The sequence below is a fragment of the Janthinobacterium sp. Ant5-2-1 genome, from assembly GCF_001445815.1.
Classification (GTDB): domain Bacteria; phylum Pseudomonadota; class Gammaproteobacteria; order Burkholderiales; family Burkholderiaceae_D; genus Janthinobacterium; species Janthinobacterium lividum_E.
Genome location: NZ_LNCE01000029.1, coordinates 49,752 through 67,920, shown reverse-complemented (window position 1 = coordinate 67,920; position 18,169 = coordinate 49,752). Strand labels below are relative to the sequence as shown.

The 18,169-nt window shown below is 64.2% G+C and carries 17 protein-coding genes; 8 read left to right on the top strand and 9 right to left on the bottom strand.

What is annotated here, in order from left to right; translation table 11 throughout:
• Positions 1–297 precede the first annotated feature (297 nt).
• Positions 298–867 carry a sigma-70 family RNA polymerase sigma factor gene (locus tag ASN89_RS10630; protein WP_161911767.1) on the top strand — a complete coding sequence of 190 codons (570 nt, stop codon included), beginning with the start codon at positions 298–300 and terminating at the stop codon, positions 865–867.
• A 73-nt stretch (positions 868–940) separates the two neighbouring features.
• Positions 941–1,186: a hypothetical protein gene (locus ASN89_RS10625; protein WP_058049248.1), complete on the top strand. Its 246-nt coding sequence runs from the start codon at positions 941–943 to the stop codon at positions 1,184–1,186.
• A 31-nt stretch (positions 1,187–1,217) separates the two neighbouring features.
• Here the strand turns inward: ASN89_RS10625 and ASN89_RS10620 are convergent, their stop codons facing one another.
• The 4 genes from ASN89_RS10620 to ASN89_RS10605 form a co-directional block, all read right to left on the bottom strand.
• Complete coding sequence (locus tag ASN89_RS10620; RefSeq protein ID WP_058049247.1) at positions 1,218–1,949, bottom strand: hypothetical protein; 732 nt, start codon at positions 1,947–1,949, stop codon at positions 1,218–1,220.
• On the bottom strand, positions 1,949–2,521 hold the full coding sequence (locus ASN89_RS10615; protein ID WP_058049259.1) for a hypothetical protein: 573 nt from the start codon (positions 2,519–2,521) through the stop codon (positions 1,949–1,951). Before ASN89_RS10615 ends, ASN89_RS10620 begins: the two co-directional genes overlap by 1 nt.
• Before the next feature lie 79 nt (positions 2,522–2,600).
• A complete protein-coding gene (locus ASN89_RS10610; RefSeq protein ID WP_058049246.1) occupies positions 2,601–2,888 on the bottom strand; it encodes a putative quinol monooxygenase in 288 nt (95 codons plus the stop codon).
• Positions 2,889–2,996: 108 nt separating this feature from the next.
• Positions 2,997–3,569 (bottom strand): FMN-dependent NADH-azoreductase, encoded by a 573-nt coding sequence (locus ASN89_RS10605; protein WP_058049245.1) that lies wholly within the window; start codon positions 3,567–3,569, stop codon positions 2,997–2,999.
• Between the two features lie 162 nt (positions 3,570–3,731).
• Between ASN89_RS10605 and ASN89_RS10600 the strand changes: the two genes are divergently transcribed.
• A complete protein-coding gene (locus tag ASN89_RS10600; RefSeq protein ID WP_046683112.1) occupies positions 3,732–4,127 on the top strand; it encodes a winged helix-turn-helix transcriptional regulator in 396 nt (131 codons plus the stop codon).
• Here ASN89_RS10600 and ASN89_RS10595 read toward each other — a convergent pair.
• Positions 4,124–4,579, bottom strand: coding sequence for a GNAT family N-acetyltransferase (locus ASN89_RS10595; RefSeq protein WP_058049244.1), 456 nt, complete (start codon positions 4,577–4,579; stop codon positions 4,124–4,126). The two genes, ASN89_RS10600 and ASN89_RS10595, sit on opposite strands and share 4 nt — an antisense overlap.
• Positions 4,580–4,703: 124 nt before the next feature.
• Positions 4,704–6,173 (bottom strand): efflux transporter outer membrane subunit, encoded by a 1,470-nt coding sequence (locus tag ASN89_RS10590; protein ID WP_058049243.1) that lies wholly within the window; start codon positions 6,171–6,173, stop codon positions 4,704–4,706.
• A gap of 92 nt (positions 6,174–6,265) precedes the next feature.
• Here ASN89_RS10590 and ASN89_RS10585 point away from each other — a divergent pair, with 92 nt between their 5' ends.
• The 3 genes from ASN89_RS10585 (at position 6,266) to ASN89_RS10575 (ending at position 11,174) form a co-directional block, all read left to right on the top strand.
• Positions 6,266–6,886, top strand: coding sequence for a TetR/AcrR family transcriptional regulator (locus ASN89_RS10585; RefSeq protein WP_058049242.1), 621 nt, complete (start codon positions 6,266–6,268; stop codon positions 6,884–6,886).
• A gap of 83 nt (positions 6,887–6,969) precedes the next feature.
• Complete coding sequence (locus ASN89_RS10580; RefSeq protein ID WP_058049241.1) at positions 6,970–8,076, top strand: efflux RND transporter periplasmic adaptor subunit; 1,107 nt, start codon at positions 6,970–6,972, stop codon at positions 8,074–8,076.
• Entirely contained in the window at positions 8,073–11,174 is a 3,102-nt protein-coding gene (locus ASN89_RS10575; RefSeq protein ID WP_058049240.1) for an efflux RND transporter permease subunit, read from the top strand. Before ASN89_RS10580 ends, ASN89_RS10575 begins: the two co-directional genes overlap by 4 nt.
• A 159-nt stretch (positions 11,175–11,333) precedes the next feature.
• Here ASN89_RS10575 and ASN89_RS10570 read toward each other — a convergent pair whose 3' ends face one another.
• Positions 11,334–12,371: a helix-turn-helix transcriptional regulator gene (locus ASN89_RS10570; protein ID WP_152988532.1), complete on the bottom strand. Its 1,038-nt coding sequence runs from the start codon at positions 12,369–12,371 to the stop codon at positions 11,334–11,336.
• A gap of 226 nt (positions 12,372–12,597) precedes the next feature.
• On the opposite strand from ASN89_RS10570, the gene ASN89_RS10565 reads away from it, so the two are divergent.
• Entirely contained in the window at positions 12,598–14,607 is a 2,010-nt protein-coding gene (locus ASN89_RS10565) for a glycoside hydrolase family 3 protein (protein ID WP_058049238.1), read from the top strand.
• Between the two features lie 6 nt (positions 14,608–14,613).
• Here the strand turns inward: ASN89_RS10565 and ASN89_RS10560 are convergent, their stop codons facing one another.
• Together ASN89_RS10560 and ASN89_RS10555 are read right to left on the bottom strand one after the other, a co-directional pair.
• A complete protein-coding gene (locus ASN89_RS10560) occupies positions 14,614–15,732 on the bottom strand; it encodes a Gfo/Idh/MocA family protein (protein ID WP_058049237.1) in 1,119 nt (372 codons plus the stop codon).
• A gap of 31 nt (positions 15,733–15,763) precedes the next feature.
• The gene (locus tag ASN89_RS10555; RefSeq protein WP_058049236.1) at positions 15,764–16,951 is read right to left on the bottom strand and encodes a phytanoyl-CoA dioxygenase family protein; all 1,188 of its coding nucleotides are present in this window, start codon (positions 16,949–16,951) and stop codon (positions 15,764–15,766) included.
• 105 nt (positions 16,952–17,056) lie between these two features.
• Between ASN89_RS10555 and ASN89_RS10550 the strand changes: the two genes are divergently transcribed.
• Positions 17,057–18,106 carry a LacI family DNA-binding transcriptional regulator gene (locus ASN89_RS10550; protein WP_058049258.1) on the top strand — a complete coding sequence of 350 codons (1,050 nt, stop codon included), beginning with the start codon at positions 17,057–17,059 and terminating at the stop codon, positions 18,104–18,106.
• Positions 18,107–18,169 lie beyond the last annotated feature (63 nt).

The window sequence follows — 18,169 nt, the reverse complement described above, 5'->3', positions numbered from 1 at the left end:
GCCCTAGCGCACGAAGGTGAATACATCAACAAGATTTCACTGGTAAGAATTTCAAATGGGAAATATTTATTAATTTTAATAAATTAGAATTCCCTAAATGGACCATTTTTCCCTGTTCTTGTGTTGGAAAAATGTTCCATGTAAATTATTTCTCGAAAGAGCATGCATTTAACTTTTCATAACATTTATCCTATTGCATTATCCTATTGATATAAATCAATGTTTTTTGTGTATTGGATTGAAGATATATTCTTGCTGCTAGGATATAGGATCAACTGTGGCTTCAGTGAGTGGTGCATGCCTATGGGGAATGAAAATTACTTAATGGAAATTACTTGTGCGGATACTGCAGAGGTATTTCATGTGCTGTATGTCAGATATCGTGGCCAGATAAGAAATATGGTAAGTCATGATATTCATCGCGAGGAAGATATTGATGACATGGTTCAGATTATATTTCTCAATGTCTTTCGATGGTTTGAAAGGGCTTGTGGATGTTCGATGTTTTATTCGAAGTTATATTCAATGGCATCGAATAGTATAAAAAATTATTGCTGCCGTGCGGGAGGCGTTAAATCGGGCTTGCTTGATGTAATTGATGAGACGGATTATTCCATTGAGGCATTGAGCATGTTTCATGAGGATAGTCCGGAAGAGATATGTAGTGCAATGGAAACTGGAATGGAAATTATTCGACTAATCGCCAATTTGCCGCCTCCCTTGAAAAAGGCATTATTGTTGCGCGAGGATGAAGGGATGAGCTATGAAGAGATTGCAATAAAGATGGGATGCCCGATGGGAACAGTGCGAAGCCGTATTCACAGAGTAAGGGCGCAGATGCGCAAGATACTGAAAAAGGATCAATGAATGCGGCCTGCCGAATTGCGGTAGTCCGAAGCGGAAGCATACGGTGCTTGTCCCATACTTGATATGAATTTACATGGTAAATAAAAACTACATCGGTAGCCTCGCGCAGGTTGCGCTTGATTATCCCAGGCGGATCGATGCATTGACAGCACAAAAAATAGATGTGGCGATTATTTTCCAGGAAATGCTTGGCACCGCTGTTGCCGCTAAATATTTGCACACCAATGGCGTGCCGCTATCTGTCGCATTGCGCGTATTGGTCTGCGAGCGCAGAAAAGACCCGTCGCCGCCAAAAATGATTGGCATTGAAAAAGGGTAGGTCCATTGCGCCCATCCAGACTGCTTGCGTATCAGACCGTATTGCGCCGCAACCCGGCTTCCCGCACGAACACTTGCAGCGCCGGCATGGTTTGCTGGTGCAGCACTTTCAGTTCAGCTTGCAGCGCGGGCGTGATGGACAAGCTGCCGTTCGCTTGCTGGCGCACGGGCAAGTCCAGTGCCTGCGCCATTTCCACCGGGTAGTTCGTGAATTCGCCGTATGGCCGCTTGCCGTCGACGGACGGGGCGGGCCAATAGCCTTCGGCCAGGTAGTCTTCCGCACCCATGCCCAGCATCTCCACCGACATCCACGACTGCTGGCGCAGCAGTATCAGATGCCGGGCCGTCAAGGTGAACGGCGTCTTGCCGTTGGCATAGCTGCCCGCTTTCAGGCCGGCCATCTGCACGAAGTGGGGCAGCAGCAGGGCCGCTTCCATCAGGCGCTGGGCGGCCAGCGCCGCATCCTTGCCGGCGATCGCCTGCATGGCCAGCGCCAGGGTATCGCCTTTGCCCAGCGGGTACGCCGGGTTCAGCATGGGCGCGCCGCTTTCCACGGGCGACCAGCCGATGTTGAAACGCCGTATCAGCGCCAGATGGTGCACATTGAGCACCTTGGGCGGCGGTGCGTCGAGGGTGGCCACGATGCGCTGGCGCACGGCGCGGGGCAGGTCGTTGTCTGCCGCGCGCGCCAGCAGGGGCGAGCACAGCAGGACACCGGCGAGGCGCAGCAACTGGCGCCGCAGGGGCTGGAGCAGGTGCGCCATTACGGTGTCGTCAAGTCCTGGCGCTGGAATTCGATGCGGTTTTCCTGGTAGTCCCACTTGGTGTAGGGCCCGAACACGCGCCGGTTCTCCTTGCTGTCGGCATTCGACAGCTCGCGCTTCATGCGCCGCACGAGGGCGGGGTCCGTGAGTGGCGCGGTGGTGGCGGCGAACACGTCATGCCGTACGCTCTGTTTCGCGTCGGCGCCGCGCGAAATGATGGTGAGTTTGCGCGAGGCGGGATCGAAGTACAGGCGCATGGCGAAGGTATTCATGTCCTGCAAATACAGGCCGTCGTCGCGTTGCTGGGCATAGAAATAATCGCCGCAGACGGCCTTCGGTTCGCGTTTCCACTCGCAGGACAGGACGATCATCAGATGCCGGTCATCGAGCTGCTTGACCAAAATGCGTCCCTTGGAATAGCCCCAGGTACTGGCCGGCACGGTCGCCGACGAGGCCAGATTGTATTCGCCCATCAGCTTGGTCAGAGGAAGAGGAGCTTGCGCCGAAGCGCTGATGCAGAGGGTCAAGGCGGCGGCCGCAAGGGCGCTTTGTATCTTGGAAAATGGAGTCATGATGGCCATAAAGAAAAGTTGCCATATTATAGATGGCAACTTGCCAAGATGGTCGCGCGCTTGCGCGACCCGCTGGCCGTTACTTCAGCTTGCTCAATTCCGCGATGTCGATCTTGACGACCTTGTCGCCCACGGCGCCGACCAGCGTCTTGAAGTGGGGCGTCGCTTCATGCGCCGTGTGGCCAGCCTTGTCGGCCCACTCTTCCAGCATGATGAAGCGCGTGGGAATCTTGTTGTCGAGGTGCAGTTCGTAGCGCAGGCAGGCGCTTTCCGCGCGGCTCGGTGGTACGACGGCTTCCAGGGCGGCGCGCACGGCGTCGATATGTTGGGCTTGGGCATCGATGGTGGCGACGATGATCAGGGTCATGTTGGTCCTTGTGGTTGGGGTTCCGGCAGCTTAGCGCATCTGGCGCTTCCTTGCCGGCCGGCCACCATGGGCTGCGCCGCAACGGTTCGCGGCGCAGCCGGCGATCCCTTACGCGGCTTGCAGCGCGCCGATCTGCTCGAAAGCGCCCGTCAATGCTTGCGCCCTGGCTGCGTCGCTGACCTTGACGCCTTCGGCGCGCACGATCTCGATCTGCGTGACGCCGAGGAAACCGAGGAAGGCGCGCAGATGGCTTTCCTGGTGTTCCAGGCTGGCCATCGGCGTGTCGGCGCCATAGTAGCCGCCGCGCGTCGAGGCGATGATCACGCGCTTGCTGCCGAGCAAACCTTCGGGGCCATTGGCGCCGTACTGGAAAGTTTTGCCGGGCACAGCCAGCGCGTCGAGCCACGATTTCAGCTGGCTGGGGATGGCGAAGTTGTACATGGGCGCGCCGATGACGATGACGTCGGCGGCCAGCACTTGCTCGAGCGCGCCGGCCAGCGTTGCGCCGTCGGCGTCGCTGGGGGCGACCGTAAATTGCGGCAGCGGTTGCGCCGCCAGGTCGCGGTACTGGACGGTGGCGCCAGGCGCCGCCGCTTGCAGGCGGGTGGCGATGGCGGCGGACAACTGGCGGCTGATGGAGTGCTCGCCGAGGATGCTCGAATCGATATGCAGGATGTTCATGTAAGCCTTCTTGGGTGGTATGATCGGGTGGTATGTTTTTGTAACCGAGTTAAATATAGTGACTATCAAATGAACGCACAAGAAGGCACTTTTTCCACACTGGGGCACATGGATGTGACTATTGGCGACGCCGCCGCGCAAGGGGCGGAGCTGGAACGGCGCATGCGCGACGAAGGCGGCCATGCGGGCGTGGCCGCTTCCTGCCGCCCGATCACGGATATCCTCACGCGCGTGGGCGACAAATGGAGCGTGATGGTGGTGATCTTGCTGGGCAATGGCACCAAGCGCTTCAACGAGATGCGCCGCCTGATCGGCGGTATTTCGCAGCGCATGCTGACCTTGACCTTGCGCGGGCTTGAGCGCGACGGCCTCGTGACGCGCACCGTGTTTCCCACCGTGCCGCCGCGCGTCGATTACGCCTTGACGGACCTGGGCCGTTCGCTGTTGATTCCCATCAGCGCGCTGGGCGCCTGGGCGCATGGCCACCGCGACGCCATTGATGCGGCGCGGCTGGCGTTCGATGCCAGGACATCGGACCAGCTAGCCGCCGGCGATTAAGCCAGATCGATGACGGCCAACATGTCGTTGCCATCGGCATCCATGCCTTTTTCCACGAATCCCATGCTGGCATAAAACTGTTTCGCGTTGGCATTGCCGGGCTTGTAGCAAATTTCAATGCTGCGCGCATCCGGGCGGGCGCGGATTTCCGCCAGCGCCAGGGCGAGCGCGGCTCGTCCATGGCCTTGCCCCTGGCGCCGGTGGTCGACCATGAAGCGCCAGATCTGGTAATAGCCGGGCGGGTCGTCGGCATCGGGCGAGACAAACATCAGGAAGCCGATCACCTCCTCATCGCAATACACGGCGCGCGTATGCATGGTGGCGGGGTAGAAGCTGGCCTGCGCAATCGAATAGTCATTGCTGGCCAGATAGTCGCGCTGCTGCGGCAGCAGGGGCAGTTCGCTGATGATGTCGAAATTGTCGGCGGTAACGTGACGCAGGCTGATGGTCATGTTCAAAGATGGGATGCAAGGGCAAGGCCTGGCAGTATGGGGAAAAATTACTCAATTGGCAATGCTGTTCCACCGTCCGTGCCAGACAGCGGTGGAACAATGAGGGTATGACTGCCATCCGCATTTACCTGCTGGCCACCGCCTGCGTTTCGTCTTGCGGCGCCTGCCAGCCGCCGCCCAGGGCCCGGTAAGTGGCGACGGCCGCGCGCGCGGATGCCGTTTGCGCCTGTGTGCGCGCGTCCGCTGCGCGCAGCAGCCTGGTGTCGGCCTGCAGTACGTCAAGCCGGCTGACCGCGCCTTTTTCGTAGGCGGCCAGCGAGGCGGCGCGGGCGCGCGCTAGCGATTCCACGCTTTGCGCCAGCAACGCGGCCTGTTCTTCGTGGCGCAGCAGGGCCGAGCCGGCGTTTTCCACGTCTTCGGCGGCGTGCAGCACCGCGAGCCGGTAAGCCGCCAGCAGCTCGGCTTCCTGGCCGCGGGAAGCTTCGATCTGCGCGTCGATGCGGCCGAAATCGAACAGGCGCCAGCGCAGGCCCAGCATGCCGGCGGCCTGGCCGGAGCCGCTGCCGAACAGGGCGCCGCCGGCCGTGGCGCTGCCAAACAGCGCGCCCAGGCTCAGTTTCGGGTAATACTCGGCGACGGCCGCTCCGGTGCGCGCGCTGGCGGCGGCCAGGCGCCGTTCGGCGGCGATCAGGTCGGGCCGGCGCCGAAGCAGTTCGCCCGGTGAGCCGCCGGCCGTGATGCGCGGCGCGCGCGCCATCACGCCGGCAGCGGCCATGTCATCGCCATAGGTGCCTGGCGCCGCGCCCAGCATCACGTCGAGCGCATGCAGCGCCACTTCGTGGGCCGCGTCCAGGCCGGGCACGACGGCGCGCGCCTGCGCCAGCGACGCTTCGGCCTGCCGCAGCACCGGCTCGTTCGCCAATCCCTTGCCATATAACAGCGTGGCCAGTTCCAGCAACGCCGCGTCGGTGTCGACCTGGCGGCGCGCCAGCTCCAGCCGCGCCTGCAAACCCTGGATCGTCAGGTACAGGTCGGCCGTTTGCGCCGCCACGGCCAGGCGCGTCGCGGCCCATCCCGCTTCGCTGGCTGCGTAATCGGCCTGCGCCGCTTCGCGTTCGCGGCGCAGGCCACCGAACAGGTCGAGTTCCCACGACGCCTGCAGGTTCAATTCGCGCGCGCTGCCGGCGCGGTCATGGCCTGGCGTGGCATTCAAGACCTGGCCCAGCGGCGTTTGCACGGACTGGTAGGCGCGCGCCGCCTGGCCGCCAAGGCTGGCCGACGGCAGCAGCGCGGCGTCGGCCGCACCGATAGCCGCCCGCGCTTGGCTGACCCTGGCCTGCGCTTGCGCCAGGTCGAGGTTTTGCGCCAGCGCCACCGTTACCAGGCGGGTCAGGCGCGGGTCGCCGAAGGCCGTCCACCACTGCCGCAGTTCGGCAGAGTCAGTATCCTGGCGCGCGCCGAGCGCCGCCTGGTGCAGGTACTGCGCCGCTTGCGGCAGCTCGGGCCGGCGGTAATCGCCACCGACGGTGCAGCCGGTGGCGGCCAGGCCGGCGGCGATCAGCATGAGGGGGAGGCGCAGGCGTGGCAGTGGCATGATGGTCTTCCAGTTCAAAGAGAATAATGTGTGACTATAATACATTTTGGTCACTTATTGTGCATTCCGGCGCGGCGCGTTAAGCTGTCGCCATGAATTCCACCACACCCGACACCCCCAGCCCAGCACGCGGCCCCGCCGGCCACGACGTGCGCGACCAGATCGTTGCCGCCGCCACCGATTACTTCAGCCGCTACGGCTATGAAAAGACGACCGTCTCCGACCTGGCCAGGGCGATCGGCTTTTCCAAGGCCTATATCTACAAGTTCTTCGAATCGAAGCAAGCCATCGGCGAGCATATCTGCGGCAACTGCCTGCGCCAGATCGAGACCGAGGTGAAGGCGGCTGTCGCGGCGGCCGGGCGGCCGCCAGAGCAGCTTCGGCGCATGTTCAGGGCCAGCGTCGAGGCCAGCTTGCGGCTGTTTTTCCAGGACCGCAAGCTGTACGACATCGCCGCCTCGGCCGCCACCGAACGCTGGCCGGCCGTGCAGGCCTACGAGCTGGCGATGGGCGCCTTGCTGCAGGATATCTTGCAGCAGGGGCGCAAGACGGGCGACTTCGAACGCAAGACGCCGCTCGACGAAACGGCCAGCGCCATCTACCTCGTGATGCGCCCCTACGTCAATCCCTTGCTGCTGCAACACGGCGTCGACAGCAGCGAAACGGCCGTGGTACAGCTGTCCAGCCTGGTGTTGCGCAGTTTGTCGCCGTAAGCGCTTCAATGATAAGTGACGATTGACTTAATTGGTCACTAGTACCAGAATGAGCGCTCTGATCACTCATTCATGGAATTCCTATGCGCTGGCGCCGCCTCGCTTCATCTGTTGTCATTTCCACTTTACCCCTGGCCTTGAGCGCCTGCGCCGACAAGGCGCAGGCCGATCCGCGCACCGCCACGCCGCTGGTGCGCGCCGTCGCGGTGCAGGGCGCTGAATCTGGCACGCGCAGCTTCACAGGCGTGATTGCGCCGCGCGTGCAGAGCGATCTCGGTTTTCGCGTGGCCGGCAAGGTGCGCGAACGCCTGGTCGACGCCGGCCAAGCCGTGCGCCGTGGCCAGCCATTGATGCGCCTCGACGCTGACGACCTGCAGCTGCTGGCGCAGGCGCGCCACGAAACAGTCATCGCCGACCGCGCCCGCGCGCGCCAGGCGGCGGATGAAGAAGCGCGCTACCGCGACTTGCGCGGCACGGGCGCCATCTCGGCATCCAGCTACGACCAGGTGAAGGCGGCGGCTGACGCGGCCGCCGCCCAGCTCAAGGCGTCCGAAGCCCAGGCCGGGGTGGCGCGCAATGCGCTGCAGTACGCGGTGCTGCTGGCCGACGCCGACGGCGTTGTCATGGACACCCTGGCCGAACCGGGCCAGGTGGTCGCGGCCGGGCAGGTGGTGGTGCGCCTGGCCCATGACGGCCGGCGCGAAGCGGCGATCCAGCTGCCTGAAACCTTGCGTCCCGCGCTCGGCTCCACCGGCCAGGCCACCTTGTTCGGCCGTCCGGGCACCGGCGTGCCGGCCACCTTGCGCCAGTTGTCGCAGACGGCGGACAGGCAAACGCGCACCTTCGAGGCGCGCTATGTGCTTGATGCGGCGTTGTCGAAGGCGCCGCTGGGCGCCACCGTCACCTTGCGCCTGCCCGGCGCGCAAGCGGCCGGCGGCACCGTGCAAGTGCCGCTGGCGGCCCTGCATGACGCAGGCAAGGGGCAGGGCGTGTGGGTGATCGGCGGCACGCCGGCGCAAGTGAGCTGGCGGCCCGTGAAGGTGCAAGGTCTGCACGATGACGGCGCCGACGTGGATGGCCTGAAGGCGGGCGAACGCATCGTTGCGCTGGGCGCCCATCTGCTGCGCCAGGGCGAGCAGGTGAGGGTCGAACAGGTGCCAGCGGCAGCCGCCGCGGGAGCGCGTCCATGAGCGCGGCCGGCTTCAACCTGTCGGCGCTGGCCGTGCGCGAGCGTTCCGTCACCCTGTTCCTGATCTGCCTCATTTCGCTGGCCGGCCTGCTGTCGTTCTTCAAGCTGGGGCGCGCGGAAGATCCGGCCTTCACGGTCAAGGTGATGACCATCGTCACCGCCTGGCCCGGCGCCAGCGCGCGCGAAATGCAGGACCAGGTGGCCGAGAAGATCGAAAAGCGCCTGCAGGAGCTGCGCTGGTATGAACGGGCCGAGACCTATACCACGCCGGGACTGGCCTTCACCACGCTGACCCTGCTCGACGGCACGCCGCCCGAGCAGGTACAGGCCGAGTTTTACCAGGCGCGCAAGAAGGCGGGCGACGAGGCGGCCAATTTGCCGGCCGGCGTGATCGGTCCCATGATCAATGACGAATACGCCGACGTCACCTTTGCCTTGTATGCGTTGAAAGCCAAGGGCGAGCCGCAGCGCCTGCTTGTGCGCGAAGCGGAAACCCTGCGCCAGCGGCTGCTGCACGTGCCGGGCGTAAAAAAGGTCAATATCATCGGCGAGCAGGCCGAACGCATCTACGTGGAGTTTTCGCAGGAGCGTCTGGCCACACTGGGCGTGCGGGCACAGGACGTGTTCGCGGCGCTGAACGGCCAGAACGCCTTGAGCCCGGCCGGCTCGGTCGAGACGCGCGGACCGCAAGTATTCATCCGCCTCGACGGCGCGCTCGACGCGCTGCAAAAGATCCGCGACACGCCCGTGGTGGCGCAGGGGCGCACCTTGACCCTGTCCGATATCGCCACCGTGCGCCGAGGTCAGGAAGACCCGGCCAGCTTCATGGTGCGCAATGGCGGCGAGCCGGCGCTGCTCTTGGGCGTGGTCATGCGCGACGGCTGGAACGGGCTGGATCTGGGCAAGGCGCTGGACGGGGAAGTGACGGCCATCGGCGCTGCCATGCCGCTGGGCATGAGCCTGGCCAAGGTCACCGACCAGGCAGTCAATATCGGCGCGGCCGTCGACGAATTCATGCTCAAGTTCCTGGCCGCGCTGCTGGTGGTGATGCTGGTCTGCTTTGTCAGCATGGGCTGGCGCGTTGGCATCGTGGTGGCCGCCGCCGTGCCATTGACGTTGGCCGTGGTATTCATCGTGATGGCGGCCACCGGCAAGAACTTCGACCGCATCACCCTCGGTTCCCTGATTTTGGGCCTGGGGCTGCTGGTGGACGACGCCATCATCGCCATCGAAATGATGGTGGTGAAAATGGAAGAGGGCTACAGCCGCATCGCCGCCTCCGCCTACGCCTGGAGCCACACGGCCGCGCCCATGCTGGCCGGCACCCTGGTCACGGCCGTCGGTTTCATGCCGAACGGTTTTGCCCGTTCCAGCGCCGGCGAATACACGAGCAATATGTTCTGGATCGTCGGCATCGCGCTGATTGCCTCGTGGGTGGTGGCGGTGGTGTTCACTCCCTACCTGGGCGTGAAGCTGCTGCCTGAACTCAAGCACGTCGCCGGCGGCCATGACGCGCTGTACGACACGCCGCGCTACCACCGTTTTCGCCGGTTGCTGGGAAGCGTGATCGCCCGCAAATGGCTGGTGTTCTGTACCGTGATCGGCCTGTTCGTGCTGGCCGTGCTGGGCATGGCCATCGTCAAGAAGCAGTTTTTCCCGATTTCGGACCGCCCTGAAGTGCTGATCGAAGTGCAACTGCCGTACGGCAGCGCGATCGGGCAGACCAGCGGCGCGGCGGCCAAAGTGGAAGCGTGGCTGGCGCGCCAGAGCGAGGCAAAGATCGTCACGGCCTATGTGGGCCAGGGCGCGCCGCGCTTTTACCTGGCGATGGGACCGGAATTGCCCGATCCGTCGTTTGCCAAGATCGTCGTGCGCACCGACAGCCAGCAGGCGCGCGACGCGCTCAAGCAGCGCTTGCGCGAGGCAGTCGCCGCCGGTCTGGCGCCCGAAGCACGCGTGCGCGTCACGCAACTGGTGTTCGGCCCGTACTCGCCGTTTCCCGTCGCCTACCGGGTCAGCGGCCCGGACCCCGAGGTATTGCGCGGCATCGCCGGCCAGGTGCAAGCCGTGATGCAGGCCAGCCCGATGATGCGGACCGTGAACACCGACTGGGGCACGCGCACGCCGACCCTGCATTTCAGCCTGCAGCAGGAGCGCTTGCAGGCGATGGGATTGACGTCGTCCGCGGTGGCGCAGCAGCTGCAGTTTTTGCTTAGCGGCGTGCCCGTCACGGCCGTGCGCGAAGATATTCGCACGGTGCAGGTGGTGGCGCGCGCGGCCGGCGACGTGCGGCTGGACCCGGCGCGCATCGCCGACCTGACCCTGGCCGGCGCGAATGGCGAACGCATCGCGCTGTCGCAGGTGGGCAGCGTGGAGGTGCGCTCGGAAGAACCCGTGATGCGCCGGCGCGACCGCCAGCCGACGATTACCGTGCGCGGTGACATCGCCGACGGTATGCAGCCGCCCGACGTCTCGGGCGCCATCACGGCGCAGCTGCAAACGGTCATCGACAAGCTGCCGGCCGGCTACCGCATCGAGCAGGCCGGCTCCATCGAGGAATCGGCCAAGGCCACGCAAGCGATGCTGCCGCTGTTCCCCATCATGCTGGCGCTGACCCTGTTGATGATCATTCTGCAGGTGCGCTCGATTTCGGCGATGGTGATGGTGTTCCTCACCAGCCCCCTGGGCCTGATCGGCGTGGTGCCTACCTTGCTGCTGTTCCAGCAGCCGTTCGGCATCAATGCGCTCGTTGGCCTGATCGCGCTGTCGGGCATTTTGATGCGCAATACCCTGATCCTGATCGGCCAGATCCACCAGAACGAGGCGGCGGGCCTGGCGCCGTTCGACGCCGTGGTCGAAGCGACCGTGCAGCGCGCGCGACCCGTGATCCTCACGGCGCTGGCGGCCATCCTGGCATTTATTCCGCTGACCCATTCGGTTTTTTGGGGGACCTTGGCCTATACCCTGATCGGCGGCACGTTTGCCGGCACGGTGCTGACTTTGGTCTTCCTGCCCGCCATGTATGCGATCTGGTTTCGGATACGGGGGCAGGCAACGGTGGCGGAGATTGAAAACGGCGGGCCGGAGACGCGGGCCTGAGAAAATGCCGAGGGCGGCGTTGCAGCTTCCTTGCCGTACTTGCGTACTGTCTGCGTCGCTGCGCCTTGCCCTCGACATTTTTCAGGCTCGCTTGGCCCGGGGAGCCTGTCTCCTTGACTTGGGCCGTTTCTTGGTTTGCCGGTTTGCTTGTGTCTTTGTCTAGGCGCCTGTGGCATCCTGCCGGTAGCGCGCCGGCGGCAGTTCGAACTGGTTCTTGAAGAAGCGGGTGAACGCGCTTTGCGAGGAAAAGCCCAGGCGGTCGCCGATTTCCGCCACGCTCAGGCTCGTTTCGCGCAGCAGGCGGCGCGATTCGCGGCTTTTCGCGCGCAGTTCCAGCGCGCGGAACGAGGTCTGTTCCTGCTGCAGCTGGCGCTGCAGGGTCCAGCGGTTCATCGCCAGGCCGTCGCACAGGGCCGGCAGCAGCGAGGCGCTATCGGCGTCGCCCGAGCCTTGCTGGCCCAGCAGATCGATGATGGCTTGCTCCACGCGGGCCGAAAACAGCTGCGCTCCCTGCAGCTGCTGCAATTGCCCCTGCGCGTGCCGCAGCGCGTGCGGCGCCAGCATGGCGTTGAACTGGGCGAAGGGCCGGTCCAGCGCCGGCGCGTCGAAGGTCAATGTATTGCGCGCCTGGCCGAATGTGGCGGCTGCGCCGAAACACTCGGAAATGGCCGGCGCGAACCATGGCGCCTTGCCCTGGAAGCCGGCACGGAAGGCGGTGGGCGCGCCATCGTCGTAGGCGCGCGCCACCAGCGACAGCATGCGGAAATTGGCCAGCGCCTGCATGGCGCCGCCCGATGGGCAGAACTCGGACAGGTATTCGATCTCGATGCGCGTGCCATTTTCACTCATCAGCATGAAATCGAATTCGCCGATCAGGCCCCGCAAATGCAGCAGTTCGTGCAGCGCGCTGCGCAGGGTGGGGCGGTTGAAGCAGACGTGGGCGATGCCCGAGTAATGCGCGAACCAGTGCGTCACGTCGAGGTCGAGCAAGCCGCGGTGCTGCGGCAACTGCTGGGCGTAGGCCGTCATGCGGCGGTGCCGCTCGGCGTTGATGCGGCCGCCCGGTTCGTCCAGCTGCGCCGGCGTGATGCCCGTGCGCTGAAAAAACTCGGCGGGGTCGTGGCCATCGGCCTGCATGGCGCGCGCGCATTGCTGCGCGATCCGGTTCGAAACCGTGCGCGTGTCGGGTTTGTGCAAGGCTGCCTCCTGCTTATTCTGCTTATTCTGCTTGTTGTAGTAATTTTTCACAAATATTAGCACTTTGTAGGAGATTGTTGGTTGTTATGCCATCTAACCAAAAATTGTTCTCGCGGGTATAAAACGCGTGCTGCGCGGTCAAGAAACTCACGCATTCTCACGCTATATTGTTTTCGGCCAGCCTTGCTGCCGCGCCTTGATACCTACAAAAACAGTCTTGGAGATAATGATGAATTGCACTTTGAAACCGATGGCCCGCCTGGTCGCCGGCTGCGTCGCCACGCTTGCCCTGGCCGCCTGCGGCAACGACACCGTCAGCGAGGAATACAAGCAGCCCGTGTTCGGCGCCACCACCTATGCCCAGCTCAGGGTCGACGCCTATACTTTCAAGGACATGAACCGCAACGGCAAGATCGATCCGTATGAGGATTGGCGCCTGTCGGCCGAGGCGCGCGCGGACGACCTGTTGTCGCGCATGAGCCTCGATGAAAAAGCGGGCCTGATGATGCACGGCACGGCGCCCACCGTGGCCGACCCCACCGGCATCGGCCAGGGCGGCGCGTACGACTTGACGGCCCTGCAAGACCTGATCGTCAAGCAGTACGTCAACACCTTCATCACGCGCATGGCGGGCGACACGGCCAACATGGCGACCCAGTACAACAAGGTGCAAGCCCTGAGCGAAACGTCGCGCCACGGCATCCCCGTCTCCATCAGCACGGATCCGCGCCACCATTTCCAGTACACGGTGGGCGCCAGCGCCGGCACCAAGGGTTTTTCGCAGTGGCCTGAAACCCTGGGCCTGGCCGCCATCGGCGACGATGCGCTGGTGCGCCGCTTCGGCGACATCGCGCGCCAGGAATACCTTGCCGTCGGCATCACGCAAGCGCTGTCGCCGCAGGCCGACCTGGCCACCGAGCCGCGCTGGTCGCGCATCAACGGTACCTTTGGCGAAGACGCGGACCTGGCCAAGCGCATGGTGCAGCACTATATCGAAGGTTTCCAGGACGGGAACACGGGTCTGCACGACGGCAGCGTGGTGGCTGTCGTCAAGCACTGGGTCGGCTACGGCGCCACGAAAGAGGGCTACGACGGCCACAATTACTATGGCCGCTACATGACTTACCCGGGCAATAACTTCGCCTACCACGTGAAACCGTTCGAAGGCGCCTTCACGGCCAAGGCGGCTTCCGTCATGCCGACCTACGCTCTGCCGGACGGCAATATCACCATCGACGGCATCACCCTGGAACAGGTGGCGGCCGGCTTCAGCAAGACCATGCTGACGGATCTGCTGCGCGGAAAATACGGCTTCGAGGGTGTGATCCTGTCCGACTGGGGCATCACGTCCGACTGCGACGCCAACTGCCGCAACGGCACGGCGCCAGGCGTCGCGCCTTCCTTCATGGGCTTCGGCACGCCGTGGGGCATGGAAAACGCCACCAAGGCCGAGCGCTATGTGAAAGCCGTCACGGCAGGGATGGACCAGTTTGGCGGCGTGACGGAAGCGCCGTACCTGACGCAGGCCGTGCAACGCGGCCAGCTGACGGAGGCGCGCATCAACGCGTCGGCGCGCCGTATCCTGATCCAGAAATTCAAGCAGGGCCTGTTCGAGCATCCTTTCGTCGATGCGGCCAAGGCGGCCACCACCGTGGGCAAGGCGGACTTCATCGAGGCGGGCCTGGATGCGCAACGCCGCTCGCTGGTCCTGCTGGAAAACAAGGACAAGGTCTTGCCGCTGGCGGCCACCGTCAAGAAGGTCTACCTGTACGGCATAGATGCGGCCGTGGCGAAGCAGTATGGCTACACGGTGGTCGCCACGCCGCAGGAAGCGGACGTGGCCCTGCTGCGCGTGGCCGCGCCGTATGAAATCCTGCACCCGAATTACATCTTCGGCAGCATGCAGCATGAGGGACGGTTGAACTACGCCGATGGCGACGCCGACTACGAGGCGATCAAGAACGCGGCGAAATTCGCGCCGAAGACGGTGGTCACCGTGTACCTGGACCGCCCGGCCATCCTCGGCAACGTGCAGGACAAGGCCAGCGCCATCCTCGCCAACTTCGGCGTGAGCGACGGCGCGCTGTTCGATGTCCTGACAGGCAAGGCCAAGCCGCAAGGCAAGCTGCCGTTCGAATTGCCATCGTCGATGGCCGAAGTGCAGGTGCAGAAATCGGACGTGCCGTATGACACGGCCCATCCGCTGTACAAGTTCGGTTACGGACTGGCCTACTAAAGCCGTTCAACGTACGGTAATCCAGCTGCGCTCCTGCACAGAGCGCAGCGCCGCGGCTATCAGCCGGTCCACTTCGTAGCCGTCGCGGAAGGTGGGCCAGACCGGCTGGCCGCCGGCGATCGCTTGCAGAAAATCGCGCGCTTCGATGACGATCTGCTCGTTGTAGCCGGTGCCGTGCCCGGCGCCCTGGCTGAACGCCAGGTAGTCGGGGTGGGCGGGTCCCATCAGCAGGCGCTGGAAACCCTGGCGCTGCGCGGGGCGGCCGGCGTCGTACAGCCAGAGTTCATTCTGGTTTTCCTGGTCGAAGGCGATCGCGCCTTTCGTCCCCGTGATGCGGTAGGTGTACCCCATCTTGCGCCCGGCCGCCACGCGGCTGAAGGTCAGGGCGCCCAGCGCACCGCTGGCAAAGCGCAGCATCACATTCCCCTGGTCGTCATTCTCCACCGCCTCCATGCCAGCCGGCCCTTGGCGCTGCGCGTGCACGGTATTCATGTCCGCCACGAGCGAGTCGACGGGGCCGCCCAGGCGCAGGGCCAGGTTGAGCAGGTGCGATCCCACGTCGGCCAGCGCGCCGGCACGCGTCGCTGTCGCTTCGCGCGTGCGCCACGAGGCAGGCGCGCCCGGGTCGTGCAGATAGTCTTCCACGTGTTCGGCGGCGACGTGGATGATCTCGCCGATTTCGCCCGACTCGATGATCTGCCGCGCCAGCTGGCTGGCCGGCGTGCGGATGTAGTTATAGCCCACCATGTTGGCCACGCCCGCCGCTTCCGCCGCCTGCGCCAGCAGCAGGGATTCGGCGGCCGTCATGCCCAGCGGCTTTTCGCAGAATACGGGTTTGCCCAGGGCCAACGCCGCCAGCACGATGTCCTTGTGCATTGCTGGCGGCGTGGCGACGACGATGGCGTCGATGGCGGGATCATTGACCAGCGCGCGCCAGTCGCCCGTGGAGCGGTTCCAGCCCAGTTCCTGGGCGCTGCGGGCGGCGCCTGCTTCGCTGCTGGTGCTGATGCATTCGCACACGGGGTTCAAGGCTGTGTGAAAAATGCTGCGCACGGCCTTGTAGGCGATGGTGTGGGCCTTGCCCATGTAGCCGGCGCCGACCAGGCCGATGTTGATGTCTTGCATAGGGAGTCTCCGAGGGTGTCGCGATAGGGGATCAAGCTTGCTGGCGCCAAGCATGGCTGCCTAGTGCGTCGAGGAAGCGGGCGGCGGGCCAGTCCTGCGCCAGCGCCTCGTGCATCAGCTGCTGCTGCGTGGGCGGCGCCATGCCGTAGATGGGCTGGTCGCGGTCCAGGTTGCTGGGAAAGGCGTAGCCCTCGGCGCAGGCGGCTATCACGTGAACAATGCCGGCGGCGGACAGGACGCCCTGCGCGCGCAAGGTCTGCAGCGCCGGATACAGCGCGGCGCTCATGGCGCGGCGGTCCAGCGCTTCCATCGCGCGCCCGAACGGCGACGACACTTGCAGCAGATTGGCCATGCGGCGGATGTCGGATGAACGGTTATGGCCCGCCGCATGGAACAGGGCGGGGTTGAAGAAGACGGCGTCGCCTTGTGACAGCGGCAATTGCACGCAATGCCGGGCGAAATAATCGCGGAACGGCGGTTGCTGCCAGGCGAGGAAACCGGCCTGGTAGCGCTGCGAATACGGCAGGTACAGGGTGGGACCGGATTCGACCGGCATGTCGCAGTGGGCGACGGCGCCCTGCAAGGTCAAAAGGGCCGACATCTGGTGCACGGGCGCCGGGTAGGAAGTGCAGGCGGCGGCGCTCTGGAAGCCCAGGTGATAGTCGCGGTGCGGCGCCTGGGCCGCACCGCCCGGGTTGACGACGTTGACTTGCGCCGTCATCTGGTAGGCGGGGCCCAGCCACGCCTGGGCTATCCACGCAAACACGGGATTGGCGTAATAGCGCGCGAACGCCTCGGGCGCGCGGATGCACAGTTTTTGCTGGGCGTTCCAGATGCGGTCGTTCGCGCCTGGCTTGGCGAAATGGTCGCCGCCCGCCTGGCCGCTCGCATGCTGTTCGGCGATCAGCGCGCGAAACACGCTGCTCACCTGTTCCAGCGTCCCCGTGTCGTCGACGGCGCGCTGGAGCACGACGACGCCGGGGCCATCCATCAGCGCCTTGCCCCATTCTGCCTGCAGCGCGAGTAGCGACGCGGTACTGGCGGCCAGCGCACGCACCTTGTCGCAATCGTAGACGAGGATATTGTCTTCCACCGCAACGGCGTGGGGATAGTCGGCCAGCGCCGTGCGTTGGCTGACGGTGCGGATGAAATCATCGAGCCGGCAATCCTGCTGCGACAGCCAGAAGGGGACGGGCGGCGCGGCGTCTTTGGTGATCATGCGATGTCTCCTGATGTTTTAAGTTGTAGAATCAGTATAGGGATGAAAATCCGCATTTTTCATCAGGAAATCCATCAAAAAACCATCAATTACAATGGACATCGCATGACGCATCCGTTTCCCGTCAAGGTCGTGGCGCTGCAGGCCGGCGTCAGCGTGGCGACCGTCGACCGCGTGATCAAGCAGCGCGGGGGCGTGCACGCCAATACGGTGCGCCGCGTGATGCAGGCACTCGATGAACTGGCGCGGCAAAGCACGCAGGTGGGCCTGGCGGGCAGAAAATTCATGCTCGACGTGCTGATGGTGGCGCCGCGCCGCTTTACCGATGCCGTGTGCACCGCACTCGAATCGGAGCTGCCGTCCCTGCATCCGGCCGTGCTGCGCTCGCGCTTTCACCTGCATGAAACGCTGGACGCGGACGGCATCGTCGACCAGCTGGAGCGCATCCGCAAGAATGGCAGCCACGGCGTGCTGCTGAAAGCGCCGGACTTGCCTCCGGTGGCCGAGGCGGTGAACCGGCTGGCGGCGGCCGGCATTCCCTTGGTGACGCTGGTGACGGATTTACCGTCCTCCGCGCGCCGCAGCTATGTCGGCATGGATAACCGCGCGGCGGGCGAGACGGCCGCCTGCCTGATCGGCCAGTGGCTGGGCGCGGGCCGGCGGCCCAGAAAACAGCAGGTACTGGTGACTTTGAGCAGCAACCGTTTTCATGGCGAGGAAGAGCGCGAGATCGGTTTTCGCCGCGCGCTGCGCGAACGGCACCGCCATTTATCCATCGTCGAAGTGAGCGAGGGCCACGGCATCGACGGCGCCACGGGTGCGCTGGTGCGCCAGGCCCTGGCCGGACATCCAGGCATCGCCGCCGTGTATTCCATCGGCGGCGGCAATGCCGCCATCGTGCAGGCATTCGCGCAGGCGGGCCGGCCTTGCCGGGTCTTCATTGGCCACGACCTCGATGCGGACAACGTGGCGCTGCTCAAGTCGGGCGCCATCCACGCCGTGCTGCACCATGACCTGGGCCAGGACATGCGCCGCGCCTGCCAAGAGATACTGCGGGCGCAGGGCGCGCTGCCGGCCTTGGCGCAGGCGCCGCTATTGTCCGCCATCCAGATCGTCACGCCGTGGAATTTGCCCGCACTGAACGGGCTGAATTGACAGGCATGCGAGGCTGGCCGATACTCGCCGCTTCGCTCATCGCTCACCTCAGGAAGGAATCCC